We start from the raw sequence: 25,701 nt of genomic DNA on the forward strand, positions 1-25,701 counted from the left end.
GCGTAGTCAGGACGATTTGTCCGTGTTTCGGAAGGCTGGGCGGCGGTACACAGGGTGGCGCGCATGAATTCCCGCGGCGATCCGGTCCCCGGCAGACCGGTGGCCCGCTAAAGTGAGCCGAGCTCAGTTTTGGCGTGCGAGGGAGTGTGTGATGCCCGCGAAGGTGGCCGGTCAGCGGCGGCGTCCTACTCAGGAACGGGCGAAGCTGACCAGGGAACATATCTTGGATACCGCGGCGCGGTTGTTCGGTGAGCGGGGGATCGCGGAGACGTCGACCAATCGGATCGCGGCCGAGGCCGGGCTGAGTATTGGTACGGTTTACCGGTACTTCTCCGATCGCACGGTGATGGTCGAAGAGTTGCTCGGGCGTCTGCTCGAGAATGTCGAGCGGCGCCTCACCCAGCGGGTGTCCGATCTCGCGGGAATGTCGGTGCAGGAACTGGCCGGTGAGCTCCTGACCATGATCACCGAGGAGCTCGTCGCCAACGCGCGGTTGGTACGTGCGCTGGTGGCGGGCGTGCAGTTCTACAGCAGCGGGATTCCGGAATTCGAACCGCGGCTGCGGCTGCTGATCAAGGTGATGCTCATCCAGGTGCTCGGCCCGGGTGACGACCACGAGTACGACCTCATGGCGTTCGTGATCCTCAATACCGGATTCGCCGCGGTTCTGCGTGCCTCGGCACTGGAGGTCGAAGCCGGGGAACGGCAGGAGTCCATCGATATGACCGCCCGCATGATCGGCGCCTGGATGGAGGCCGAGGGCAAGAAGTGAGCGGTGGTCCAGGTTAGTGCTATCCGATCCTCGCCTCGATCGTTCTCCGGTCATAGTTTCTGCTGGTGGGAGAGTATTTCTCGCGGCGTCGGGAGCGGGTGTAAAGAGGAGTAGAAGGTGAGCCCTCGCTCGAATTACCGTTTCCGGGAGTAGCGGAAACAGTCGGTGAGGAGGTCGCCCATGACGACCGAGAGCATTACCCGTCCCGAGTGCGAGATACCGGAAAGGCGGGCGTCGACGTCGCCACGCGAGGTGCGCAGGCTGTCCCGGGAACTGGTCGGCGTGCTCACCAGTTCGGTGCCGCCGTTCACCGAACTTTCGGCCGAGGTCATCGCGGGCGATGTCACCAGTGCGGTCCGGGTCTGCCTGGGGTGGGCGGTCCGCCGCCTGGACGGTGACACGCTGCCCGAGCGTGTCGATCCGCTGTATGTCGCGGCGGCCGGGTGGGCGCGGGCGGGGATCCCGATCGAGACCGTGCTGCACGCCCTGCACGAGGGATTCAAGGCCGGCCTGCACCTGCTGTTCGCTCGGGCGAATCCGGCCGGAAGGGACGAGATCGTGACCGGCGCCGCCACCACACTGGAGTTGCTGGACCTGATCACGGCGGCGATCAGCAAAGCGTATGTCCACGAGGACAAGGCTCTCGCCGCTGAACATCACACCGCCGTACACGTTTTGACCTCGGCGCTGCTGCGCGGCCGCGCCACGGCGAAAGTCGCCCGCCAATGCGGGATCCGGATCGCGGACGAATATTACGTGCTCGCGCTCGCGCTCCCGCCGCATACCGACGAACGCCGCGCGGGCCGCGATCCGCATTTCGTCGCCGTACGGAAGTTGCGGCGCGTGCAGGCCGCGCTCGCCACCGAACTGCGCGGTAACGCCCTGTCGCTGTTGTCCGTCGACGGCGGCACCGTACTGGTGCCGGTGGCACTGTGCACCGAGCCGGAAATCGACGAGATCGTGGCAAGGCTCGCCGAGGCCGGCGAGGTGCCGATCACCGCGACAGTGCTCCGTGCCCGCACCGACGAAGTTTCGGTGGCGGCCGGCCATGCCCACGAATTCCTCGACACCGTCAAAAGAGTGAGCCGGGGCCCGGGGGTGCACCGGTTCGCTGAAGTGGCGCTGCAACATCAGCTGACCAGGCCCGGAATCGGCCGCGACATCTTGGACGCGCGGCTGCGGCCGCTCGAAGCCCATCCCGAGCTGATGCACACGCTGCGGGTATTCATCGGTACCGATTTCAACCGGCAGCGCACCGCGCGGCGGCTGCATATTCATCCGAATACGGTCGACTATCGGATGCGCCGCATCGGGCAGCTGACCGGGATCGATCTATCGCAGGCATCGGGCCTCTGGTACGCGCGCTCGGCCCTGATCGTCAGTTCGAGCTGCCGGCCCGGATGCTGACAGACAGGCCATTCGTTCATTCCTCTGCCGGGTGCCTGCTGGTATGTGCAGAATCTGCTGACGCGCGCTGGTATCCGTGCGCGAGTACGTGGAGGTACGGGTGATGGCGGGACGAGTACCGAAAAGCCGGCTCGCCCGGGGCAGTCGGCTGGGGCGGCTCGCCGCGGGCCAGGCCGTCCGGGGGGTCGGGACCCGGCTGTCGATGATCGGCCGCACCGAAGCCGCTCGGCAGGTCCTCGCCGAAAGGTCCACGCTGCAGGCGGCCCAGCAGCTCGTGGCTGTCCTCGGCGGGATGAAGGGCGCCGCGATGAAGCTGGGGCAGATGCTCTCGGTTCTCGATCTCGACATGGTTCCGGAATCGCATCGCGAGCTGTTCCGGGTGAAATTGGGTGAGCTCCGGGATCGCGCACCGGCCGTTCCGTTCTCGGAGATGCGCACGGTGATCGAAAGTGATATCGGTCCGCTCGCAAGGGTTTTCGTCGATTTCGACGAGACGCCGATCGCGGCCGCCTCGATCGGTCAGGTCTACCGGGCGAAACTGCGGGACGGCCGCATGGTCGCGGTAAAAGTTCAATACCCCGGCGTGGCGGACGCGATCGCGGCCGATATGCGCAATCTGGAGTTCTTCAGCAGGTTGTGGAAATCGGTTCTGCCCAGCGCGGCCGACGCCGAGGTACTGGAAGAGATCGCGCGAAACCTCGACACCGAACTCGACTACCTGCGCGAAGCCCGGACCCAGCACTCGATCGCCGCCCGTTACCGCGGCCACCCGTTCATCACGGTGCCGGATAGTATCGGGGAATACTGCGCGCACCGGGTGCTCGTGACCGAGCTTGTCGAGGGAGAGTCCTTCGACCGGTTACGCGGGCTGCCGGACGCGGATCGTGCCCGGATCGGTGAACTCGTCTACCGCTTCTACGTGAATTCGCTGTTCTTCGACAACGAGTTCTGCGGTGACCCGCACCCCGGCAATATCCTGCTCGCCGCCGACGGCCGGGTGGCCTTCGTCGATTTCGGGCTCTACCAGTACATGGACCCGGCCCATGTCGAACTCGAGCGCACCTGTCTGCGGGCGGCCGGCGAATATCGCGCCGAGGATCTGTACGAATCCTGGGTCGGCCGCGGAATCGTCGATCCCGCAACGGACGTGAGCCCGCGGGAATGTCTCGGATACGTCTGGTCCGCCGCGGGCTGGCATCTGCTCGACGAGGAGATCACCATCACCCCGGCCCTGGCGACGGGCGCGCTGGTACTGGCCGTGGACCCCCGGACCGCCGAGTTCCACGGGATGCGCCGGCAACACCTACCGCCCGAGCATGTTTTCTCACGACGGGCGGACCTGTTCACCTTCGCCGCGCTGGGGCAGTTGGAGGTGACCGGCAACTGGCATCGGATCGCCCGGGAATGGCTCTATCGCGAGCCGCCGAGCACCGAGGTCGGACGTGAAACAGCCCGGTGGAAGGGCGCTCTGCGCTAGCCGGCCCGATGGTGGAATCGGTGGTCGCCGTAGTTTCGTCAGGGATTGCTCTGGGCGCGGCGCGCGAGGATGGAGGCGATGCCCGCCGCGGCTGCCTGGATCGATGACGCGTGGGTTTCCGGGCGGAAGCGAGTGACCGGGCCGGTTACCGAGATGGCAGCCGGCGGCTCATCGCTGCCGTCGAGGATGGGCGCGGCTACGCAGGCGATGCCGAGAGTCGATTCCTCGTGTTCGTAGGTGACGCCCGTTTCCACGGCGTGCGTGAGTTGTGCGCGCAGCAGGCCCGGGGCCACGACGGTACGGGGTGTGCGGCGGACCAGCGGGCCGGCGAGTATCCGGTCGATGGTCGCCGGGGTGGAATGGGCGAGCAGGGATTTGCCGATCGCGGTGCAGTACAGGGGCATTCGGCCGCCGATACGCGAGGGGGAGCGGGCCTGGCGGTGGCCGCCGATCTTGCTGATGTAGACGACTTCGTCGCCGTCGCGGACGCCGAGGTGCACGGTTTCGCTGGTGCGGGTGAACAAGTCCTGGAGAAAGGGGATCGCGACCTCGAGCAGGGTGCGTTCGGTGGCCGCGCGCATCCCGAGTTCGAACAGGCCGCGACCCAGGCGGTAGCCGTCGGGGGAGGAACTGAGCAGGCGGGCCGCCACCAGGTCGCGGCACATCCGGTGCACCGTGGCTTTCGGCAGGCCGGTTCGCCGGGTGAGTTCGGACAGCCCCACGGACTGATCCTCGACGCCGAACGCCTCCAGGATCAGGAGTGCCCGGCCCAGGACTGACCGGTTGTCGAGCTGTCGTTCCGGCATCGTGCTCTTTCCGTGGAATTGGTCCATTCAGTGGACCATCCTAGCGCTGAGCTGCACCGCGTCGATGTGGTGCCGTCTCCGGCGCGCGCCACCGGGAGCGCGGGCCGGATGGGTTTAGGGTGGTGGCAGTATCGCGTGTTCCGCTCGTGCTCGGCTGTCGAGAGGAGTGTCCGTGAACGGCATCATCGTCGCGGTGGTCGGTGCGCTGCTGTGCTTCTACGGCATCCGTTCGGTCCATCTGGGGATCCTGGCGATCGGGTTCGGGATCGGCTGGCTGATCGCCGATCTTTTCAACGCCTCGTTCTGGTGGTTGCTGCTGATCGGCCTGATCGGTGCGCTCTCGTCATGGGTGGTGACCTCGCTGATCTTCCGGTTCGCCTCGTATTTCATCGGTGGTCTCACCGGCGCGATGATCGGCACAAAATTGGCGATGGTGCTCCAGCCCGGCGACAAGAACTGGGCGCTGAGCATGATCGTGGCGCTCGCGGTGTGTGTGGCCGGCGCGTTTCTCGCGGAGAAGTTCCGGGCCCGGGCCCTGCTGTGGCTCACCTCGATCGGCGGTGCCGGGATGATACTCAGCGGTCTCGCGCGGATGAGCGATTCGCTGGAGTTCCTGCGCAGCCCGGAAGCGGGCTGGCAGCAGATCACCTCGACGCTGGCCTGGGTCGCGCTGTCGGTGCTCGGCTGGATCACCCAGCGCTACCTGTTCGCCGAGAAACTCGGGATCCAGCACATGGTCGTCGACCGGGACGAGACGGATCAAGATCAGCGCGACAGCGGCTCGCCCACGAATTGAGCGGCCGCGGTCCAGTGATCCTGCGCCTGTCTTTCCGGCCGGGTGGTCCAGTGAGTGGACCGTTCTCCTGTTCAGCTGGGGTGCGGGGGTGTGCACTGGTAGCACACCCAACGATGAGGAGAACGGAGGTCGTGGTGGCAACCACTGTCGAGGACACCAGCGCGTCCGGTGTCGACGAGTCCATCGTCGCCCGTGCCGCGCACCGGCTGATCACCGCCGCGGAGACCCGCATAACCTGTGCGCCCCTGCGCGAGGGGTTGATCGGCCCCGACGATGTCGCCACCGCGTATCGGATCCAGGAGCGGTTCAATGCGGCCCGGATCAGCCCGGAGGTCACGGTGGTCGGTCGTAAGATCGGCGCCACCTCGCAGGCCGTCCAGCAGCAGCTGGGCGTGGACCAGCCCGATTTCGGGGTGCTGTTCTCCGATATGGCCTATGCCGACGGAGATGTGATCCCGATCGACCGGCTGCTGCAGCCCAAGGCCGAGGCCGAGGTCGCGTTCCTCCTGGGTGCCGACCTCGACGAGGGTCCGCTCGATATCGCCCAGTGCCGGGCGGCCGTGGCCGAGGCGATGGCCGCGCTGGAAATCGTGGACAGCCGGATCACCGACTGGAACATCTCCTTCGCCGATACCGTCGCCGACAATGCCTCGAGCGGGCTGTATGTCCTCGGCAGCGAGCGCCGCACCCTCGACGATTTCGAGCCCATCGACGTCACCATGAGCATGAGCATCGACGGGGAAGAAGTCTCCACCGGTAACGGCGCCGCCTGCCTCGGCGACCCGCTCAACGCCCTCTCCTGGCTCGCGCGGCAGGCCCGCACCTTCGGGGAACCGCTGCGCGCCGGCCAGGTGATCCTCTCCGGTGCGCTCGGCCCGATGCGGCCGCTGCACCCCGGTGCCACCGTCACTGCCGCCATCTCCGGCCTCGGGACGGTTTCGGCTTCCTTCACCACCGCTTCGGAGGTCTCCCAATGAGTGACAACAACACCCGCACCAAGGTCGCGATCATCGGGTCGGGCAATATCGGCACCGATCTGATGATCAAGGTCATGCGGCATTCCCGGTTCCTGGAAATGGGCGCGATGGTCGGTATCGACCCCGATTCCGACGGTCTGGCCCGCGCGGCGCGCCTGAAGGTCCCGACCACCCACGAGGGTGTGGAGGGCCTGATCGCGCTGCCGAATTTCGACGAGATCGAGATCGTCTTCGACGCCACCTCGGCGAAGGCGCACGAGCAGAACGCCGCCCGGCTGGCCCCGCTGGGTAAACGCCTGATCGACCTGACGCCCGCGGCTATCGGCCCGTTCGTGGTGCCGCCGGTGAACCTCGAGGAGCACCTCGAGGCGCAGAACGTGAACATGGTGACCTGCGGCGGTCAGGCGACGATCCCGATCGTCGCCGCGGTCTCGCGGGTTGTGCCGGTGCCCTACGCCGAGATCGTCGCGTCCATCGCCTCGAAATCCGCCGGCCCCGGTACCCGCGCCAATATCGACGAATTCACCGAGACCACCGCGCATGCCATCGAATCCGTCGGCGGCGCGGAACGCGGTAAGGCGGTGATCATCCTGAATCCGGCCGAACCGCCGCTGATCATGCGCGATACGGTCTTCTGCCTGGTGAACGCGCCGGACGAGGATTCGCACGATCAGATCAAGGCCTCGGTCGTGAAAATGGTCGACGATGTGGCGGCCTACGTCCCGGGCTACCGGCTCAAGCAGGAAGTGCAGATCGACCCGATCCCGCAGGACCAGCCGGTGCACACCCTGCTCGCCAAGGACAACGCCCTGTTCCCGACGCATCGCGTATCGGTGTTCCTCGAGGTCGAGGGCGCGGCCCACTATCTGCCCGCCTACGCCGGCAACCTCGACATCATGACCTCGGCCGGACTGCAGGTCGCCGAGCGGATCGCGCAGAACAGCCAGCAGAAAGAGAGTGCACGATGAGTTCGACGGAATCGGTGACCTCGGTTTTCGTCCAGGATGTGACCCTGCGTGACGGTATGCACGCCATCCGGCACCGCATCACCCCGGAGAACGTGGGCAAGATCGTGGCCGCGCTCGACGCCGCCGGTGTCGACGCCATCGAGGTCGCGCACGGTGACGGGATCGCCGGCGGTTCGCTGAACTACGGACCCGGGTCGCACAGCGACTGGACCTGGCTCGAGGCCGCCGCCGCGAATATCAAGAACGCCCGGCTGACCAGCCTGTTGCTGCCCGGTGTCGGCACCGCCGAGGATCTGCGGCGCGCCTGGGGTCTGGGTGTGCGGTCGGTGCGCGTCGCCACGCATTGCACCGAGGCCGATGTCGCCGCCCAGCACATCGCGACCGCCCGGGAGATCGGGATGGACGTCTCGGGCTTCCTGATGATGAGCCATATGGCCGAACCCACCCAGCTCGCCCAGCAGGCGAAACTCATGGAGAGCTACGGCGCGCACTGCGTGTACGTCACCGATTCCGGTGGCCGCCTCACCATGAACGGTGTCCGCGACCGGATCCTGGCCTACCGCGACGTCCTCGACCCGAAGACCGAACTCGGTATCCACGCGCACGAGAATCTTTCGCTGTCCGTGGCGAACTCGGTCGTGGCGGTCGAGAACGGCGTCACCCGGGTCGATGCCTCCCTCGCCGGACACGGTGCGGGCGCGGGCAATACGCCGATCGAGGCCTTCGTGGCGGTCGCCGATGTGCTCGGCTGGAAGCACGGCTGCGATGTGTTCGCCCTCCAGGACGCCGCCGACGATCTGGTCCGGCCGCTCCAGGACCGGCCGGTCCGGGTGGACCGCGAAACCCTCACCCTCGGCTACGCCGGCGTCTACTCCAGCTTCCTGCGGCACGCGGAAGCCGCGAGCGAACGCTACGGGATCGATGTCCGCACGCTGCTCATGGAGGCGGGCCGCCGCCGGCTCGTCGGCGGTCAGGAGGACATGATCGTCGATATCGCGCTCACCATGGTGGCCGAACGGGAAGCCGAACAGCAGCCGGCCTGACGGGTTACTCGCAGAGTCGCTCCCGGAGCGGGTGGTATCGACCATTCGCTCCGGGAGCATTCTGCGTTTTCCAGCACTCATGCGCAGCGGTGGGATAGTGCCGGGCCCGGACCCGGAAATACGTTGTCAAAGAAGCCCGGTGTACCCATCAGGGTTCTGTCAGGAAGCGGAACCACCCGCGGCCAGGCGAAATAGCTTGCTGTGTGGGTATTTTCGACTTGGATTTCTCCGGGGCGGATGCCGGAAGTCTAATCGGCGGAGCGGTGGCCGGAGGTTTCCTCGGCCCGCCGGGCGCCTTCCTCGGGGCGATGGCAGGTTCTTTCCTCGGCGGGACCCTGGTCGACGGCAAGGACAAGGGCGACGCGGTGGAGGAGGCCCTCGTCGCCGGCATCGGCGGAGTGGGCGGTGCCTGGGGCGCGAACCTGGCGGGAAAGCTCCTCAAAGAGGGCGTGGAGAAAGGGCTGGCCAAGGCCGCGGACACCGGGATCGCCGGGGCGGTCAAGCGACACGTGGACCACAAAACGGGGCTGGTCCTGGTGCACGGGCCCAAACGGGAGGGCGGGGTGCTCGCGGCGTTGGGTGGCGGTTTCGGTGCCTATGCGGTCTCCCCGCAGTCCCCGCAGATCGTCTCGATCGAGACCAGCGATATCGGCAACGGCGGATGTCCGGCGGCGATGTCGAACCTGCGGATGCCGGCCGGCCTCACCGGGGCCGGTGCGGTCGGCGAGATGTATCTGAGCCTGCCCGGATATCTCTGCTCGGTATGGAAGAGTTTCGGGACCGGCGAGCGGACCCCGCCCCCCGCACCGGAACTGCCCGAGAACGTCAGCGACACGGAAACATCCGGTGTGCCCGACTACAGCAAGAAAGCGCAGCGTCTCAACACCGTCATGGCCGGTTTCGCCGAGCTCGACGCCGCAGCGGTCACGGTGATCGCGAACGGCGCCGATCGGATCGCCGACGAGGGACATCTGGCGGTCGATTCGCTCATCGAGACCGTCAATACGCGCGCGGGCGCCGCCCCGCCTCCCGGAACCTCCGTGCCGGCGAATGCCCTCGACGTGCTGAACGATGCTTTCGGGCGGGGCCGGGAAATCCTGAGCCAGGCGGTTGCCGCGAACAACCGCACCGCCGGTGATGTCCAGCGGCTCACCGACCGGCTCGACGCCCTGCGGGAGCGGTTCGACGAACATACGGCCCAGCGTCCGCCCGCGCCACCGCATCCCGGAACGTCGACGGCGGCGTCGGCTGGTGCCACCCCCGCCGCCGCGGTGCCGGGCCGCACGCCGTGGACGGACGTCGGCGGTGACATCCGGTGCGCGGTCAGCGGGGGCCGATGAACAGTGTCTGGGTGCTGCGGCCCAGCGGGCCCTTCTCGTCGAAGAGCGCGGATTCGGCCATGCCGATACCGTGCGGCTGGGGGTGGGTGACCGCGTCGAGGCAGACCCATTCACCGGCCGGCTGCCGGTGCAGGGTGACCGTCAGGTCGGTGTTGATGAACAGGTAGCTGTTCCAATCCAGGACGGAACTGACGCCGTTACCGGAATCGGCGGCGGCGAGTGTGCGTTCCAGCGGGCTCGGGGTGGTGCCCGCGACGATCGGGTACTTCAGCCGGATCCAGCACACCGCCGGGCCGGGTTCGGCGAAAGTGCCTGCGACGAAACGGTATTCGATTCCGGTGTGGAAGCCGACGGGCTGGGTGGAGGGGAACGGTTCCGGTTCCGGAGCCTGTTCGGGGCCGGGTCGCGAGCCGGTCGGGAGGAACTGTGCCGGTAGGTCCAGGTCCTGTTCCGCGAGTTTGAACCGCCAGGCGTTCGCGCGCATCACCGGGCCGCGGTCGGTGGACAGCGTGGCCTCGATCAGTTCGACGCTGCGACCCGGCCGCACCAGCCGGGCCTCCGCGGTGAGCGGGGCCAGTGGGACCGGGCCGAGGATCTCGACCGCGACCCGGCCCACCTGGAAGCCGGGCCGGGGTTCACACCGCTCGATCACATGCCCGAGCAGCGCGGACGGCGGGCCGGCGTGCTGGGCGTCGGGCGACCACGGTCCGCGAGTGAGCTCGGTGGAGACGAACCGCTGCGGGTCCGCGGGGTCGGGTAGGTAGAAGGCCTCGTTCACGTCATTGTCCGTTCGTCGCTCGGCGGTCGCCGCTGGTCGTACCGTGTCCCGACGTTACCGAGCGGCTGTGCGGGCATGTCGGCCGATCCCGCGCTCCGCATCGGTGGCGTTGCCGGCCGGCGCGGAAGTGGCGGCGGGGGCGGAGGCGGCTGTTCGGCACTCCGGGGGTGTACGGGGTGGTAGCCGGACGACGGAGTAGTCGCCGGCGGGAGCGAGGTGTAGTTGCCGGACTCCACGGAATCGGTGCGCCGGCTGCCCAGCGATGTCGATCCGGTCCGTAGCGCCCGGATCGCCGAGACGGGCCGCACCGAGAGCGAGCTTGCGCACACGCTTGCATGCAAGCATGTATCTATTCGCTACAGTGAGGGGGTGCAGACGACTCCGGACCGAGGTCAGACACCCGCGAGCGCCGCCGACAGGGCGTATCAACTCACCAAAGAGCTGGTGCTCTCCGGCGAACTCCCGGGCGGCCACCTGTTCAGCGAGACCGAGATCGCCGGCCGGCTCGGGCTGAGCCGGACCCCGGTACGCGAGGCATTCGTCCGGTTACAGGCCGAGGAATTGCTGACGCTGGTACCGAAGCGCGGTGCGATCGTGGCGCCGGTGCCGCCGGGTGAGGCCGAGGATGTGCTGGACGCCCGGGAAGCGGTGGAGAGCGCCGCGGTACGCCGGCTGCTGCGCACCCCGGAGCGGACACCGGCGGCTGTCGAGCAGCTGCGGGCCGCGCTCGAGGTGCAGCGCGAGCGGGCCGCGGAGGCGGATCTGCATGCGTTCGCGGAGGCCGACGAACGGTTCCACCGGACACTGGTCGAGGCCGGGGGCAACGCCCTGCTGATCCGTTTCTACACCGGGCTGGCCGATCGGCAGCGCCGGATGAACGTGGCCGCGCTCGGCCCGGTGCCCGACCACATCCCGGTTGTCCTGCGTGAGCACGGCGAGCTGATCGAGATCATCGAATCCGGGGATGCCGCCGCGTTCAGCACCGCACTGCGCGCGCACCTGGACGGGACGCACCGGCGATGACGAACCGTTCCTGGCAGGCGGCTCTCGCCGCGATCTTCGTCTCGGCGTGGGGCGGTAACCAGTTCACCCCGCTGCTGGTGATGTACCGCGACGCCGGTTATTCGGCGCTGACCGTGAACGCGCTGCTCGGTGCCTACGTGCTCGGTCTCGTCCCCGGCCTGCTGGTGACAGGGGGGCTGTCCGAGCGGTTCGGCCGGCGTCCGGTCGCGATCAGCGGGGTGCTGGCCTCTCTGACCGCGAGCCTGCTGCTGGCGGCCGGGGTGTCCGGAGTGGGCTGGATCGCCGCGGGCCGGCTGATCACCGGATTCGGGGTCGCGGTGGCCATGGCGGTCGGCACGACCTGGGTCACCGAATTGTGTGACCGCTCCGGTGCCGCCCCCGGTACCGGAGCCCGCCGTGCCGCGCTCTGGCTCACCGCGGGTTTCGCGCTGGGCGCGGCTGTGGCCGGTGGCCTCGCGCAGTGGGGGCCGGCGCCCATGGTCACGCCGTATCTCGTGCACGCACTGCTCGCGCTCGCGGTGCTGCCGTTCGTGTTCCGGGTGCCGGAAACCGGAGTGCCGGGTATGCCCGCCCGCGGGCAGTTCGCCGGTTTACGCCACCCGCGTTTCCGCCGGGTGATCATGCCGATGGCGCCGTGGATCTTCGGATCGGCGGGGGTGGCCTACGCGATCATGCCGCAGCTCGTCGGCGACCGGGTCGGGCAGTGGAGTCTGCTGTATTCGACCACCCTGACAGTCGGCACTCTGGTCGCCGGCACCCTGGTGCAACCGCTGGCGAAACGGCTCGACCGCACGACCAGCGCCCGCGCGGTGATCGTCTCGATGACGCTGATGCCGCTGGGGCTGCTGATCAGCACGGTCGCCGCGATCGTCCGCTCACCCGCGCTGGCGCTGGCCGCCGCGCTCGCGCTGGGCTCCGCGTACGGGATCGCGCTGGTCTCGGGCCTGCTGGAATTGCAACGGCTGGCGCCACCGCACGAACTCGCTGCCCTCACCGGTGCCTATTACGCGCTCGCCTACGTCGGGTTCCTGCTGCCCTCTCTGCTGAGCCTGCTCAGCTCGGCAGCGGACTATTCCGTTCTGCTCGGCGCGCTGGTGCTGGTGGCACTGTCGGGTACCGCGGTCATCCTGCGGTATTCCCGGGCGCACCTGCCCGCGGACGAGATCGCGGAGAAGGAATTGGTTCACGTGCAGTGACCGGGCCCGGCCGCCGGGCTCTCATACCGGTCGGGGCTCGGAGATCTGCCGGACCGAGAACCGGTAGTCGGCCTGTCGCAGGAGTTCGTCCGGGTCGTCGGTGGGCGGGTAGATCCACAGTTCGTTGACCTTGCGCTTGCGGTCCTTGGCGACTGCCCCGGTCGCGACCACCCGGCGGTCCCACCCGTTGGTGAACACCGCGCCGTGGGAGCCCAGGTCGAGGCAGGTGACATAGGGGCTTGCGGTGAACGGCACCGCGGGTAGCCCCAGCAGATCGGCGGCGGCATTGTGACCCGCGAATTTGCCCAGTTGCAGGGCGTGCTGGCAGCACTGCATCACCTGGTGTCCCGGTTCGGCCGCCGCGGCCGCGGTATCACCGGCCGCGTACACCTGCCGGACTCCGGTAACCGCCAGGTTCTGGTCGACCGCCAACCGGCCCAGCCGGTCGCGGGTGCCGGGGATCCCGGCGGTGAGTCCATTGGCACGCACTCCCGCCGTCCAGATCGCGGTGCGGGTAGTGACGTGCGTGCCGTCGGACAACTCGACCCGATCCGGTTCCACCGACGCCACGCTCACCCCCAGCCGGTATTCCACGCCCAGGGCTGCCAGGGCGTCGGCGATCTCCGCGCGTGGCCCGGGTCCGAGTTCCGGTCCGATGGTGTCTGCCCGTTCCACCAGAACCACCCGGGCCTTGTCGCCGGGCGCGTGGGCCGCGGCGAGCGCGCCGAGCCGGTCGGCCAGTTCGGTGGCGATCTCCAGGCCCGTGAATCCCGCGCCGATGACGACGGCGGTGAACCGGCCGTCCCCGGGCGGAAGTTCGGCGAGCCGGTTCAGGTGGGCGTCCAAGTCTGTGGCCGTGGGCATTGTGTCCACGTCGAACAGCAGCTCGGCGCCGGGCAGTTCCGGCCGGACCAGTTCGCTTCCGGTGGCGAGAATCAAACGGTCGTAGCCGATTTCGGCGATCCGGTCCGCTCCGTCGATCGTGGTCACGGACCGTCCGGCGGTATCGATTCCGGTCGCCGCGGCCGCGATCCGGCGCACGCCGACGGGTCCGAGGATCCGGTCCAGCGAGACCCGCATCCGTTCCGGTTCGGCCTGGTACAGGCGTGGGCGGATCACCAGATCGTCACCGGGCGAGATCAGGGTGACCGGCAGCTCACGACCTGCCGCACGGGCCAGGCGAACCGCACCGGCCGCGCTCCACACCCCGGCGAAACCGCCGCCCACCACCACTATTCCGGACATACTCGTCTCCTTGCCGGTTCGACGTTTCCAACAGTTCCCGGGGCGTTCGCGCAACCGTGCGAACGATCGGGTATCCGTCTTCGGTTACCGAGGCCCGGGCAGAGCTTCCGAGGGCCGCGCATCAGCCGGCCTTCGTGGCGTTCGCGAGCTCACGCCGAGTGCGTTCCGCCGAGCCCGCCGGGGCCGAGGCGGCCAGATCGGCGATGGTCTGCGCCGCCAGTTCGCGCCGCCAGGCCAGCTCCGCGCGGCGCATGGCCATCGAGATACCGCACGGATGAGCGAAATCCGTGGTCGCGGTGCGACCGCTGTGCCCGCGCTGCCGGATCTCGGTACAGCGGAACGGATCGGTGCCGCCTTCGATCGCGGTCACGACATCGAGCAGTGTGATCTCCTCCGGTGGCCGCGCCAAACCGAACCCGCCTCGCACACCGGGGGCCGAGGTGAGGATCCCGGCGCGGACGAGGGCCTGCAGGCGCTTCTTCAGGTACTCCACGGGGAGGTCGAACCATGCGGCCAGTCGCGCGATCGAGACCGGCCAGTGCTCCTCGGCCCAGGCCAGCGTTACGCAGCAGTGCAGGCTCCACTCGACGCCCTCGCCCATTTTCATAATAGGGATACTAGATGTCCCTATTTATGCGAGCAAGTGGCGATGGCAGGGCATGTGGTCCCCGTAGCCGCCTCGAGGTGTGGCCAGGGGTGTTCTTCGAGGTGGTACCGCGAGTGGGTGGACATCAGGGTTACGGCGAGAGCAATGCCGCGGTCCGGCGGGCGGCACAGCTGAACATCTGACGCAGTACGGGCAGCGAGGTGATGCCCCTCATCCGCCGTCATGTGACGTCGATGGGCCGGTTGGGCCCCGTCGCACCTGACCGGTCACCTGGCGGCAGGTGGTCGGTTTCCTCGTGCGGCCAAAGTAGAACGTGTTATAGTTTTTCAGGTTTGTGAGCCTCGGTGAACGGGCTCCCGAGCCGCGGCGTCCCGCGGGTGCCGAGGACCGGGGGCCGCACCGAAGCGCCGGTCAACTTCGCTGGGCCGCTCGTGCGAGCGGGCCGAAAGGCAAACGAATGAACACTGAACCGCACGTCGACGACACCGACCTGCTCCATCGGGAACCCCTCTCGGTGGATCTGCTGGGCAAGGCTCTCGAGCGTTATGCCGACCGCACCGCGGTACATATCGACGACGCCACTCTCACCTACCGCGACGTGCGGGATCAGATCAGCCGGTTCGCGCAGGCGCTGGCCGCCGCGGGGCTCGGCGTCGGGTCGCCGGTGGCGGTGCTGTCGGCCAACCGGCCGGAGGTTCTGTTCGCCCAGGGCGCCAACAATGTGAACGGCTCCCGGGCGATGGCACTGCACCCGATGGGCTCCCTGGACGACCACGCGTATGTGCTCGAGGACGCCGGCGTGGAAACGCTCATCTTCGACCCGGCCGGTTTCGACGAACGCGCCGCGCAGTTGCGTGACAAGGTGCCCGGCCTGCGGAACTTGTTCTCGTTCGGCCCCTCGGAAGCGGGTACCGACCTCATCGAACTGGCCGCCGGTCTCACCCCCGGCCCGCTGGTTGCGCCCATGGTCGACCCCAACGCCACCATGAGCCTGGCCTACACCGGTGGTACCACCGGTAAGCCCAAGGGCGTCGAGATGAGCTTCCGCGGCAGCGCCACCATGCTGCGCATCCAGATGACCGAATGGGAATGGCCGGACGAGGTCCGCTTCCTGGTGTGCACGCCGCTCAGCCACGCGGGCGCCGCGTTCTGGAATCCGACGGCCCAGCAGGGTGGCTCGATCGTGGTGCTGCCCTACTTCCAGCCCACCAAGGTCCTCGAGGCGATCGAGAAGTACAAGATCACCGCGACCATGCTGGTCCCGACCATGCTGTACGCGCTGCTCGACAGCCCCGACCTGGACAAGTACGACCTGTCCAGCCTGAAGACGGTGTTCTACGGTGCGTCCGCCATCTCGCCGACCCGGCTGGCCGAGGCGATCGAGAAGTTCGGCCCGATCTTCTTCCAGTTCTACGGTCAGGCCGAGAGCCCGATGACCATCTCGGTCCTCCGCCGCGGCGATCACGACCTGAACAAGCCGGAGCGCCTGGCGAGCTGCGGCCGCCCGGTGCCGTGGCTCAACGTCGCGCTGCTCGACGAGAAGGGCAACGAGGTGCCCCAGGGTGAGCCGGGGGAGGTGTGTGTGCGCGGCCCGCTGGTGATGAACGGTTACCTGAACAAGCCCGAACAGACCGCCGAGGCTACGGAATTCGGCTGGCTGCACACCGGCGATATCGCCCGGCAGGACGAAGAGGGCTTCCTTTACATCGTCGACCGCAAGAAGGACATGATCGTCTCCGGCGGGTTCAACGTCTTCCCGCGTGAGGTCGAGGATGTGCTGTCGGCCCATCCGGCGGTGAGCGCGGCCGCGGTGATCGGTGTGCCGGACGAGAAATGGGGCGAAGCGGTCAAGGCGGTGGTCGTGCTTCGGGACGGTCAGACGGTACCGGTCGAGGAGCTGCAGGCGCTGGTCAAGGACCGCAAGGGGGCGGTGTATACCCCGAAGACCGTCGATTTCGCCGAGAGTATCCCGCTCAGCCCACTCGGCAAACCGGATAAGAAAGCCCTGCGTACCCAGTACTGGGGTGAGGGTCGGCAGGTCAACTGAGGGTAGCGGGCAACTACCGCTCGTAGATATCTCGGCGATGCCCGGCGCATACGACCAGAATGATCAGTTTGCCGTCATCGACTTCGTATACGAGCCGGTAGTTGCCCACCCGCAGCCGGAACCCGCTGCGGCCGGTCAGGGCTTTGATATCCACCCCATCGCGACGATACGGGTCATCTCCCAAGAGAGTCAGGGCGACGAGTAGCCGTAAAGCGTCTTCCTGCGGGATTGCCCGGAGCTACCGGGCGAGCCGGCCGCGGCCGCACCGCCTCACCGGTCCGGCGGACCGGTGAGGATCGCGGTGACCGTATCCACGAGTTCGGTGAGCAGTTCGCCGGGGGAGAGCCGGGTTCCGCTGAGCGCCAGCATGCCTTGCAGGCCCTCCGGGTCGCCGAGTGTCTGGAACGTCAGGTTCATGGCCTGAGTGAGACGGAAACGGATGGTGCGCGGGGCGGTGTCCGGCGCGATTCGCTGGAGCAGGTCGTTGAAGGTGCGGGCCTGCGGGGCGAAACCTTCGGTCAACCGGGTGAGAGCGGGGTGGTTACCGCTCATGATGCCGGCGACCAGGCGGATCCAGGGTGTGCCACCGGCGGCCGCCAGTTCGCCGACCGGGCGGACGAACGCGTCGGCGAGCGCGCGGGCATCCGGTGTCCCGGATGCTTCTACCGCGTCGAGCAATTCGGCGCGGCGGGCGTGCAGTTGCGCGCTGCGCCGGCTGATCAGGGCTTCGACCAGAGCGTCCTTCGAGCCGAAGTGGTAGTGGACGGAGGCGACATTCGCACCGGCCTCCGCCATTACCGAGCGCAGTGAGACCGCGTCGATACCGCGTTCGGCGAAAAGCCGTTCCGCGGCGAGGATCAGCCGTTGATCGGTCGGGAGGTCGAGATCCGCCGTAGTGGTGGAATCCACTGTGCCCAGGCTCTTTTCACTCTCGATATCCCGTTCCGGACGCGCGGGTACGGCGGGCCGGGATATCTCCCGGCCCGTCCGCACCCTGCCTCGCGTCATGATCGAAACTCTAGGAGACCGCGCCGGGCGCGCCGTAGAGGGTCACCACACAGGCGCCGCCGAGACCGAGATTGTGCGCCAACCCCAGTCGGGCGCCTTCCACCTGACGGTCGCCCGCGCCGCCGCGCACCTGGGTCACCAATTCGGTGCATTGCGCCAGACCGGTGGCGCCGAGCGGATGCCCCTTGGAGATGAGACCACCCGACGGGTTCACCACCCAGCGGCCGCCGTAGGTGGTGGCACCCGATTCGACCAGCGCGCCGGATTCGCCCTCGCCGCACATGCCCAGCGCCTCGTAGGTGAGCAGTTCGTTGATCGAGAAGCAGTCGTGCAGTTCGAGAACGTCGATATCGCCGATCCCGACGCCGGCGGTTTCGAGGACCCGCTGCCCGGCCGCGCGGGCCATGGGCGCGCCCACCACATCGATCATGGAACCCGATTCGAACGAGGCCCCGGTATCGGTGACCAGTTCCTGGGCGAGGATCGGCACCGCCCGGTCGAGCCCGTGTTCCCGGACATACCGTTCGCTCACCAGCACTGCCGCGCCGGCACCGTCGGACATGGGGGAGCACTGGGAACGGGTCAGCGGATCCGACACCAGCTTGTCACCGAGCACCTGTTCGAGGGTGTACGCATCCTGGAACTGGGCTTTCGGGTTGCGGGTGGAATGTTCGTGGTTCTTCACCGCGACCTGAGCGAGTTGTTCGCGGGTTGTCCCGTAGCGCTTCATATGCTCGGTGGCCGCGGCACTGAAGAACTGAGCGGTCATCGGGGCGCTGCTGAAACCGGCGGCGGCTTTCAGGGCGTCCATATGCCAGTCGACCGTGGTGACCTTCGGGACCGTGCCGTCCCCGGACATCGCCTGTTTGGTCATCTGCTCGAACCCGACCGCGAGCACGATATCGGCCAGTCCGGCCTGAACCCATTCCCGGGCCAGGACCAGCGCCGACGACCCGGTGGCGCAGTTGTTGTTCACGTTCACCATCGGGATACCGGTGAGCCCGATCTCGTAGAGCGCCCGCTGGCCCGCCGTGGACGGCTGGAACACATAGCCCACGGCGGCACGCTGCACCCGGTCGTACGGGACCCCGGCATCGGTGAGCGCCTGGCCCACCGCCTCGGCGACCATTTCGGGATAGGTCCAATCCCGGGATTGGATCTTTTCGAACTTCGTCATCCCTACACCGGCGACGTATACCCGCTCGGTCATGTTCGTTCACTCCTCTTCCGGAAGTTCATGCGGTCCGCGGAGGCCGTAGCGAAGGCGGAGGTATCGCATCATGATCTCTCCTTGTTCCGGCGCAGTGCGATCCGTAATAGTGTTGTCGGCGTTCAGGATTGCGGCGGCTCGGAGCCGACCACCCACAGCGCGTGGAACTGGGCGGCCCCGCCCATGGCGTGCCCGATGGCCCGTCGTGCATCCGGCACCTGGTGCTCGCCCGCGGTGCCGCGCACCTGCATGGCGGCCTCCGCGAAACGCAGCAGACCCGTCGCGCCGGTGGGGTTTCCGGAAAGCACCCCCCCGGACGGGTTGATCGGCAGCGATCCGCCGAACGCCGTACGCCCGGAGTCGACCACCTTCCAGCCCTCGCCCACCTCGGCCAGGCCGACGTTCTCCAGCCAGATCGGCTCGAACCAGCTGTATGGGATGTAGAGCTCGGCGGTATCGATCTCGCGGGCCGGATCGGTGATACCGGCCTGCCGGTACGCTTCGGCGGCGCATTGGCTGCCGGCCTCGGGATTCACCTCGTCGCGCCCGGCGAAATGCCCGGTCTCGGTGCGCCAGGACATGCCGTGGATCCAGGCCGGCGGGCGGCCGGTGTGGTGGGCGTCGGCCTCGCCGGTGATCACCACCGCGCACGAACCGTCCGAGGACGGGCACGATTCGAGGAACCGGATCGGATCCCACAGCATCCGCGATTCCCGCACCTCCTCGACGGTGATATCCGGCCGCTGGATATGCGCGTAAGGGTTGCGGGTGGCATTCAGCCGATGGTTCACCGCGACCTGCCAGCCGATATGCTCGGGCGCTTCCGAACGGCGGATGTACTCCCGGATCACCGGCGCGAAATGCGCGCCCGCGCCCGCACCGAGCTGCGCGCTGAACGGCAGCCCGCGGGAGAGTGCCCAGGTGAAATCGCCTTCGGACTCCTTCGAATACGCGACCACCAGCACCCGCCGCGCCAACCCCGCCTGCACCAGGTGCGCACCGTAGATCGCCGCGTGCCCGCCGACACTGCCACCGGTGAACACCCGGGTCACGGGCAATCCGCGCGCCCCCATGGCATCCGCCAGATACAGCTCCGGGTTCATCACCCCGTCGAACAGGTCGGGCGTTTTCGACAGCACGATGGCATCGATGTCGCCGAATTCCAGTTCGGCGTCGGCCATTGCCTCGTCGACTGCTTCGCGCACCATCGCGCCGATGGTGACCTTGCGTTTCTTGGCCTGTTTGCTCTGTCCGATTCCGACGACCGCGAGATTCACTGGTCTCCCTCCAATAGGCAGATCATGTTCTGCTGGAGCGCGGGCCCGTTGGTGGCATGCGCCAGGGTGCGGTCCGCGCGGCCGGTCAGGATGTGCCGGGCGGCCTCGCCGATCCGGATCAGGCCGGTCGCCGTGGTGGGGCGGGCGACGAGTGGCCCACCGCCGGGATTGATCGTGGCCCCGGATAATTCGAGCGCATCGGCCAGCAGGGGTTCCTGGTAGCTGTATTCGGTGTGCAGTTCGGCGATCTGGACATCGCGGGCGGTGAATCCGGCTTGCTGCGCCGCCTTGGCCGCGGCGAGACCGACAGTGTCGGCGCGGGTCAGGTCGCGGGTTCCCGGATAGTGCGAATCCATCCGGTGGTCTGCGCCGCGCACCCAGGCGGGGCGTTGTGCCAACCGGCGCGCGGTATCGCCCGCCGCCAGCACCAGCACGGCCGCGGCATCGCCGATCGGCCCGCGATCGTGTTCCCGCAGGGGTGACGCCAGATAGGGAGCCGCCAGCAGTTCGTCCACCGTGAGCTCGCCGGACACCTGTGCCGCCGGGTTACCGACCGCCGCCGCGCGGGCCCGGACGACCACCTCGGCCATCTGCTTCTCGTCCAGCGACCCGGCCGCCACCAGCGCCTGCGCCTGGAGTGCGGCGAGCGCGTCCTGGTGCGGCCGCAGCGGCGCCAGGAAGTAGGGGTCGAGCTGGGTGTTGGTCACCTGGTCCAGATCCTGCGCCAGCGACCCGCGCCCGACACCGTAGACAACGGCGATCTCACCCTCGCCGAGTTGCAGCCACGACCATGCCTCGTAGGCGGCCCACGCCGCATCCATCTCGACATGCGATTCCGAGATCGGCGGCCAGGCGCCCACCGCGTCGAGCGATTCGATATAGGCGAAGGTGCGGCCCTCGTGGAAATCGTGGCTGCCGGACGCCCAGAAATCGACCTCGGTCCGATCTATCCCCGCCGCGGCGAGCGCTTCCCGCATCACCGGGAGCAGGATCTCGGCCATATCGTCGCGCCGGTCGGCCGCCGTGCCCGGTGACTGCGCGAACGCCACCACCCCGATATCACGCATCGGAACCTCCCGCGATCGGCCGGTAATAGCGAATGCTGTTCATGGATGTGTCCAGGTCCTCGTCGGCGCACCACACCGGTTCAACCCGCATACCGATATGGACATCGCCCAGTTCGACATCGCGGATCAGGTGCATCAGGGTGGTGTCCGCGCCGTCCACCTGGATATAGGCGACCAGGTACGGCGGTTCGATCATCTGGCCGGGGAACGGGAAGTTCACCACGCAGAAGGTTTTCACCACGCCGGTGCCGCCCAGCTCGAACGGTTCGGACAGTTCGACGAGGCAGCGGGAGCAGAACTCCGGCGCGGGCAGATATACCCGTTCGCAGGTTCCGCAGCGGCGGGCCAGCAGGGTGCGGTGTGCAAGCCCGCGCAGGAAGGCCGAGCGGCCGGTTCCGGCGACGAAGGTGTAATCCACCTTGTGCGGGCTGGTGAACGATTCCACCGGGGTGGGAAGAGAACTCATCACGCCTCCACCGGTTCGAAGCAGACGATATCGCGGATACTGCCCACGCGTTCCGCTCGCCAGCGGGGCCGCACCCGCAGGCCGGCGGTGAGCCGGGCCGGGTCGCCGCCGGTGTCGACGGCGTGGAACAGGGCGCCCTCGGTGCCGTCGATGGCGATCAGGGCCCAGGCGTAGTGCTCGGCGTCGATATCGTCGCCGGGGCGGGTGGGCACCCATGTCCAGTGGGTGACGGTGCCGGTGGGGTCCAGCCGGACCAGTTCGCCCGTGGGGGCGGCGGTCGCCGGGTCGAATTCGAGGGCCGGGCAGAGCACCGCCCCGGATTCGGTGCGCACCCCGTACAGTTCGCCGTCGCGCAGACCGCCCAGGAACGTGCCGATCTTCTCGCCGACTGTCCGGTTGTACGGGAATTCGATGGTGTAGGGCGCGGTGAGACTCGCGTCCGGGGGCTCGGCTGTCATCGTTCTCCTGCCGCTCGGGTACGCGGCCATATGCCGGGCCGCGCCTCGATCGTGACCCGCACGAACGCCCGCTGTCAATCACTTGATTGAATCGTTTGATAGTTCGAGCTTCCGTCGCGGTCCGGTTTCACGCGAACGCATGGGTGAACCCCGGTGCGTTGCCCGCGGCCATGACGTAAGCTCCGAACTAAAGTAGAACCTGTTCCAATTCCTCTCGGTGAGGAGAGATCACCATGGCCATCGTTGAACAGCTGGAGCCGACAACCGACGGACGCCGCCGGCTCGAGCTGCGCAGCCCCGCGACCCGTGAACGTGTCGGCGAAATCGAGGTGAGCACGGCCGACGATGTCGCGGCCGCGCTGACCACCGCCCGCGCCGCGCAGCCGGGCTGGGCCGCCCGGCCGGTCAAGGAACGCGCCGAGATCATCCGCAACGCGGTCTCGGTGCTGCTGGCGCGTCGCGACGAGATCGTCGAAACGGTGATGGAGGAGACCGGTAAACCGCGCGTCGAGGCACTCGCCGTGGAAATGGTGCCGGCCTGCGATTTCCTGAACTACTGGAGCGGTCGGGCCCCGAAGGATCTGGCCGACGAGAACCGCCGCCTGCACGGCTATATGCTGCCGCTGAAAAAGCTGGTCATCAACTATCAGCCGCTCGGCGTCGTCGGCGTCATCACGCCGTGGAACGGGCCGTTCATCCTCTCCCTGAACCCGATCGCCCAGGCGCTGCTGGCCGGTAACTCGGTGGTCCTCAAACCGTCCGAAGTCACCCCGCACTCCGGGGAATGGGCGGTCAAGGTGCTGCACGAGGCCGGGGTCCCCAAGGATGTGCTGCAGGTCGTCCACGGTGACGGGGAGACCGGCGCGGCACTGGTCAACGGCGATATCGACAAGATCTCCTTCACCGGCAGTGTCGGCACCGGTAAGAAGATCGCCGCGGCCTGTGCGAGCCGGCTCATCCCGTGCACGCTCGAACTGGGCGGTAAGGACGCGATGATCGTCTGCGCCGACGCCGACCTGGACCGGGCCTCACTCGGCGCGGTGTACCTGTCGATGTTCAACACCGGGCAGGTCTGCGTCGGTGTCGAGCGCATCTATGTGGTGGACAGTATCGCCGACAAGTTCATCGAAGAGGTCCGCAAGCGCGCGGCCGAGGTCACCTACGGGCCGTCCGGCAAGGACGTCGGCCCGCTGTTCTGGGACCGGCAGCTCGAGATCGTGGAAAAGCACGTCGAGGACGCCAAGGCCAAGGGTGCCACAATCCTGCTCGGCGGTGAATCCGATACGGCCGAGGGCGTGTTCTTCAAACCCACGGTGGTCGTGGATGTCACCCACGATATGGACATCATGCAGCAGGAGACCTTCGGTCCGATCGTCGCCATCATGCGCGTCCGGGACGAGGACGAGGCCGTCCGGATGGCCAACGACTGTCAGTACGGACTCAGCGGCAGCGTGTTCACCAAGGACAAGGCCAAGGTCGTGCGGCTCGCCAAACAGCTGAAGACCGGGTCGGTGGTGCAGAACGACGCGTCGGTGATCTACGGCGTCGCCGAAGCGCCGTTCGGTGGCCGCAAGGACAGCGGGATGGGGCAGGTGAACGGGCGCGACGCGCTGCGCGGCTTCGTCCATCCGCAGCCTGTGCTGCTGGACCGGTGGGGTCTCAAGAAGGAGAACATCTGGTACCCCTACAGCGAGGCCACCGCCGCCACGCTGGAGAAGACCATCGGCACCCTGTTCGGCAACAAACTCCTCCGGCGCCTCGTGCGCTGAACCGGATACCGGCCGCCCGCGATCAGCGGGCGGCCGGTATCGGTCGATCCGGCGTCAGGCCGCCGGGCGGTCGGCCGGTTCGTCGGCGCTGTCCGCGTTCGCCGCGCGACCGGACCGGTACCGCTTGAACACCTCCCACACGATCGGCAGTACCGAGACCGCCACGATCAGCAGGAAGATCAGATCGACGTTATCGCGCACGATCGCGATCTGACCCAGCAGATAACCGAGCATCGTGACCCCGGCGCCCCACAGCACCCCGCCGATGATGTTGTAGGTGAGGAACACCGAATACTTCATCTTCGCCGCACCCGCGACCAGCGGCGCATAGGTGCGCACGATGGGCACGAACCGGGCCAGCACGATGGTGATCGGCCCGTGTTTCTCGAAGAACGCATGCGATTCGTCGATATAGGACTTCTTGAAGATCTTCGCGTCGTCGCTTTTGAACAACGCCGTCCCGCCTCGGGAGCCGATCAGATACCCGACCTGGTCGCCGATGATCGCCGCGATCGGGATCAACACCAGCAGTACCCCGATCGGCGCGAAGGGTTCTATCTCGGCCGATTTCGACGCGGCGATGAGTCCCGCCGTGAACAGCAGCGAATCGCCGGGCAGTAGCGGGAACAGCAGACCCGATTCGATGAACACCACGACGAGCAGGCCCAGCAGCACCCAGGTGCCGAACGAATTGAGCAGATTCACCGGGTCGAGGAAACCCGGCATCAGGGCAAGTTCGGTGGTGACCGCTGTGGCGGCTGAGTAACTCACCCAGCCGAAGATACCGCAGCGAACTATGCCGTCTATTTCCGGATTGCCCGTTTCGGGTAGTTATAGCGGACGGGTAGCCGATCAGGGCCGGTGAGCGCGTTCCTGCAGTGTCGCCTCGATCTCCGCGACCCGCCACGCCGGAATTCCCCAAGGCTGTTCCAGTCCGAGCCGGGTGTCCAGATCCCACAGCACGCATTCCTCGCCGGGCTCGGCGACCAGCGACCACGCCACAACGGTCCGACGCAACTGGCTCGCCATATCGTCGTGTCCCGAGGTAGGCGTCTCCGCGCCTTCCGGGTGATGGTGCAGGAACCGCCCGTAGGCGCATTCACAGAATTCGGCATACCGCCGGGTGCACAGGATGAAACCGTGCCACGCTTCATCGACCGCCCGGGACGGCATGCCTATCACCTGGTCGTCGGCCAGGGCGGGACCGCAGCAGCGGAGCCACTGGCGCAATCCGGTGGCGACGAGTTCACGTGGCTCCCAGGGGCAGGTCTTGAAGACCGTCTGGGGCAGCTGGAGGTCGCGGACCGCGCGTTCCACGGTGGCCGGGTCGACACCACGCCGGCGCCGGGATGGGGCGAAGGTGAACACAACGCCATTATCCGGTTCTTCGCCGGGCCTTCGCTGTTCGGCCGCCGCACTCGCACGCTGGGGTGTCCTGATGCGGTTCCGGCGCTATGTCTCTCTGCGCCCGCGGCCTGGATCGCTTGTAAGTCGCTGTGCGCCAGGTATATCCACCGGTACCGTGGAGAGATGGAATCGGTGGGAGATTTTTTCGCCATAATGGTGTTCGTTCTGCTGGTAGCCGGGGTGATTGTGGTAATCATCCGCGCGATCATCAATGCGGCTACCGGGGGAAATAAGAGGACGCGTAGACGGAGTGGGTACGCAGCCGGCGGTCTCTGGTTCGGCGACGGCGGTTCGGGCGGCGGGGGGTCCGGTGACGGCGGCTCCGGTGGGGGTTGCGGAGGCGGCAGCGGTTGCGGCGGGGGAGGCGGCGGTGGTGGGGGAGGTGGCTGCGGCGGTGGTGGTGGCGGCGGGGGAGGCTGACCCCGACTCTCGAACGCGAGCGGAATCGATTGCCGCGCCAGGCTGTCGACTCGAGATATTACCTGCAACTGACAGTTGCATGTAATATCCGGATCGGCGCGGTCGACATGTTGTGAAGCCGCATAGTGGCGACGGCG

At 67.6% G+C, this 25,701-nt stretch carries 25 protein-coding genes; 12 read left to right on the forward strand and 13 right to left on the reverse strand.

From position 1 onward, the window contains the following. The first annotated feature begins 151 nt into the window (after positions 1-151). From ABZ827_RS27160 to ABZ827_RS27170, 3 genes are all read left to right on the forward strand, one after another. A complete protein-coding gene (locus ABZ827_RS27160) occupies positions 152-772 on the forward strand; it encodes a TetR/AcrR family transcriptional regulator (protein ID WP_357242380.1) in 621 nt (206 codons plus the stop codon). A gap of 180 nt (positions 773-952) precedes the next feature. Further along, positions 953-2,179 carry a helix-turn-helix domain-containing protein gene (locus ABZ827_RS27165; RefSeq protein ID WP_357242383.1) on the forward strand — a complete coding sequence of 409 codons (1,227 nt, stop codon included), beginning with the start codon at positions 953-955 and terminating at the stop codon, positions 2,177-2,179. A gap of 103 nt (positions 2,180-2,282) precedes the next feature. Continuing rightward, positions 2,283-3,656 (forward strand): AarF/ABC1/UbiB kinase family protein, encoded by a 1,374-nt coding sequence (locus ABZ827_RS27170; RefSeq protein WP_357242385.1) that lies wholly within the window; start codon positions 2,283-2,285, stop codon positions 3,654-3,656. 38 nt (positions 3,657-3,694) lie between these two features. Here the strand turns inward: ABZ827_RS27170 and ABZ827_RS27175 are convergent, their stop codons facing one another. Next, positions 3,695-4,462 (reverse strand): IclR family transcriptional regulator, encoded by a 768-nt coding sequence (locus ABZ827_RS27175; protein WP_357242517.1) that lies wholly within the window; start codon positions 4,460-4,462, stop codon positions 3,695-3,697. Between the two features lie 172 nt (positions 4,463-4,634). Here ABZ827_RS27175 and ABZ827_RS27180 point away from each other — a divergent pair, with 172 nt between their 5' ends. The 5 genes from ABZ827_RS27180 to ABZ827_RS27200 all read left to right on the forward strand — a co-directional run bounded on the left by ABZ827_RS27180 (position 4,635) and on the right by ABZ827_RS27200 (position 9,586). Further along, positions 4,635-5,258, forward strand: coding sequence for a DUF4203 domain-containing protein (locus ABZ827_RS27180; protein WP_357242388.1), 624 nt, complete (start codon positions 4,635-4,637; stop codon positions 5,256-5,258). Between the two features lie 134 nt (positions 5,259-5,392). Next, positions 5,393-6,235, forward strand: a complete 843-nt coding sequence (locus tag ABZ827_RS27185; protein WP_357242391.1) for a fumarylacetoacetate hydrolase family protein — start codon at positions 5,393-5,395, stop codon at positions 6,233-6,235. Further along, entirely contained in the window at positions 6,232-7,203 is a 972-nt protein-coding gene (locus tag ABZ827_RS27190; RefSeq protein WP_357242394.1) for an acetaldehyde dehydrogenase (acetylating), read from the forward strand. The genes ABZ827_RS27185 and ABZ827_RS27190 overlap by 4 nt, the downstream gene beginning before the upstream one ends. After that, positions 7,200-8,246, forward strand: a complete 1,047-nt coding sequence (gene dmpG, locus ABZ827_RS27195) for a 4-hydroxy-2-oxovalerate aldolase (protein WP_357242397.1) — start codon at positions 7,200-7,202, stop codon at positions 8,244-8,246. Before ABZ827_RS27190 ends, dmpG begins: the two co-directional genes overlap by 4 nt. Before the next feature lie 203 nt (positions 8,247-8,449). After that, on the forward strand, positions 8,450-9,586 hold the full coding sequence (locus ABZ827_RS27200; protein ID WP_357242400.1) for a DUF456 domain-containing protein: 1,137 nt from the start codon (positions 8,450-8,452) through the stop codon (positions 9,584-9,586). Here the strand turns inward: ABZ827_RS27200 and ABZ827_RS27205 are convergent. After that, positions 9,570-10,364: a thioesterase family protein gene (locus ABZ827_RS27205; RefSeq protein WP_357242403.1), complete on the reverse strand. Its 795-nt coding sequence runs from the start codon at positions 10,362-10,364 to the stop codon at positions 9,570-9,572. The genes ABZ827_RS27200 and ABZ827_RS27205 overlap by 17 nt on opposite strands. Before the next feature lie 369 nt (positions 10,365-10,733). On the opposite strand from ABZ827_RS27205, the gene ABZ827_RS27210 reads away from it, so the two are divergent. Continuing rightward, positions 10,734-11,387 carry a GntR family transcriptional regulator gene (locus tag ABZ827_RS27210; RefSeq protein ID WP_357242406.1) on the forward strand — a complete coding sequence of 218 codons (654 nt, stop codon included), beginning with the start codon at positions 10,734-10,736 and terminating at the stop codon, positions 11,385-11,387. Next, on the forward strand, positions 11,384-12,583 hold the full coding sequence (locus ABZ827_RS27215; protein WP_357242409.1) for an MFS transporter: 1,200 nt from the start codon (positions 11,384-11,386) through the stop codon (positions 12,581-12,583). The genes ABZ827_RS27210 and ABZ827_RS27215 overlap by 4 nt, the downstream gene beginning before the upstream one ends. Before the next feature lie 21 nt (positions 12,584-12,604). Here the strand turns inward: ABZ827_RS27215 and ABZ827_RS27220 are convergent, their stop codons facing one another. Further along, complete coding sequence (locus tag ABZ827_RS27220; RefSeq protein ID WP_357242412.1) at positions 12,605-13,828, reverse strand: FAD-dependent oxidoreductase; 1,224 nt, start codon at positions 13,826-13,828, stop codon at positions 12,605-12,607. 121 nt (positions 13,829-13,949) lie between these two features. Then, the gene (locus ABZ827_RS27225) at positions 13,950-14,435 is read right to left on the reverse strand and encodes an Rrf2 family transcriptional regulator (RefSeq protein WP_357242415.1); all 486 of its coding nucleotides are present in this window, start codon (positions 14,433-14,435) and stop codon (positions 13,950-13,952) included. A 457-nt stretch (positions 14,436-14,892) separates the two neighbouring features. On the opposite strand from ABZ827_RS27225, the gene ABZ827_RS27230 reads away from it, so the two are divergent. Then, positions 14,893-16,482, forward strand: coding sequence for an AMP-binding protein (locus tag ABZ827_RS27230; protein ID WP_357242418.1), 1,590 nt, complete (start codon positions 14,893-14,895; stop codon positions 16,480-16,482). A 13-nt stretch (positions 16,483-16,495) separates the two neighbouring features. Here the strand turns inward: ABZ827_RS27230 and ABZ827_RS27235 are convergent, their stop codons facing one another. From ABZ827_RS27235 to ABZ827_RS27265, 7 genes are all read right to left on the reverse strand, one after another. Next, positions 16,496-16,711: a type II toxin-antitoxin system RelE/ParE family toxin gene (locus ABZ827_RS27235; RefSeq protein ID WP_357242520.1), complete on the reverse strand. Its 216-nt coding sequence runs from the start codon at positions 16,709-16,711 to the stop codon at positions 16,496-16,498. 41 nt (positions 16,712-16,752) lie between these two features. Continuing rightward, positions 16,753-17,490, reverse strand: a complete 738-nt coding sequence (locus tag ABZ827_RS27240) for a TetR/AcrR family transcriptional regulator (protein WP_357242421.1) — start codon at positions 17,488-17,490, stop codon at positions 16,753-16,755. Positions 17,491-17,500: 10 nt separating this feature from the next. Continuing rightward, positions 17,501-18,700 carry a beta-ketoacyl synthase N-terminal-like domain-containing protein gene (locus ABZ827_RS27245; protein WP_357242424.1) on the reverse strand — a complete coding sequence of 400 codons (1,200 nt, stop codon included), beginning with the start codon at positions 18,698-18,700 and terminating at the stop codon, positions 17,501-17,503. Positions 18,701-18,822: 122 nt separating this feature from the next. Then, positions 18,823-19,977, reverse strand: a complete 1,155-nt coding sequence (locus ABZ827_RS27250; RefSeq protein WP_357242427.1) for a thiolase domain-containing protein — start codon at positions 19,975-19,977, stop codon at positions 18,823-18,825. Beyond that, positions 19,974-21,044: a lipid-transfer protein gene (locus ABZ827_RS27255; protein ID WP_357242430.1), complete on the reverse strand. Its 1,071-nt coding sequence runs from the start codon at positions 21,042-21,044 to the stop codon at positions 19,974-19,976. Before ABZ827_RS27255 ends, ABZ827_RS27250 begins: the two co-directional genes overlap by 4 nt. Next, positions 21,037-21,510 (reverse strand): Zn-ribbon domain-containing OB-fold protein, encoded by a 474-nt coding sequence (locus tag ABZ827_RS27260; RefSeq protein WP_357242432.1) that lies wholly within the window; start codon positions 21,508-21,510, stop codon positions 21,037-21,039. Before ABZ827_RS27260 ends, ABZ827_RS27255 begins: the two co-directional genes overlap by 8 nt. Continuing rightward, positions 21,510-21,968, reverse strand: coding sequence for a DNA-binding protein (locus ABZ827_RS27265; RefSeq protein ID WP_357242435.1), 459 nt, complete (start codon positions 21,966-21,968; stop codon positions 21,510-21,512). The genes ABZ827_RS27260 and ABZ827_RS27265 overlap by 1 nt, the downstream gene beginning before the upstream one ends. A gap of 233 nt (positions 21,969-22,201) precedes the next feature. On the opposite strand from ABZ827_RS27265, the gene ABZ827_RS27270 reads away from it, so the two are divergent. Beyond that, on the forward strand, positions 22,202-23,737 hold the full coding sequence (locus ABZ827_RS27270) for an aldehyde dehydrogenase family protein (protein WP_357242437.1): 1,536 nt from the start codon (positions 22,202-22,204) through the stop codon (positions 23,735-23,737). A gap of 54 nt (positions 23,738-23,791) precedes the next feature. Here the strand turns inward: ABZ827_RS27270 and ABZ827_RS27275 are convergent, their stop codons facing one another. After that, a complete protein-coding gene (locus ABZ827_RS27275; protein ID WP_357242523.1) occupies positions 23,792-24,463 on the reverse strand; it encodes a VTT domain-containing protein in 672 nt (223 codons plus the stop codon). A 126-nt stretch (positions 24,464-24,589) separates the two neighbouring features. After that, entirely contained in the window at positions 24,590-25,105 is a 516-nt protein-coding gene (locus ABZ827_RS27280) for a hypothetical protein (protein WP_357242439.1), read from the reverse strand. Positions 25,106-25,701: the final 596 nt, after the last annotated feature.

The sequence above is a fragment of the Nocardia sp. NPDC019395 genome (assembly GCF_040632335.1).
Lineage (GTDB): Bacteria > Actinomycetota > Actinomycetes > Mycobacteriales > Mycobacteriaceae > Nocardia.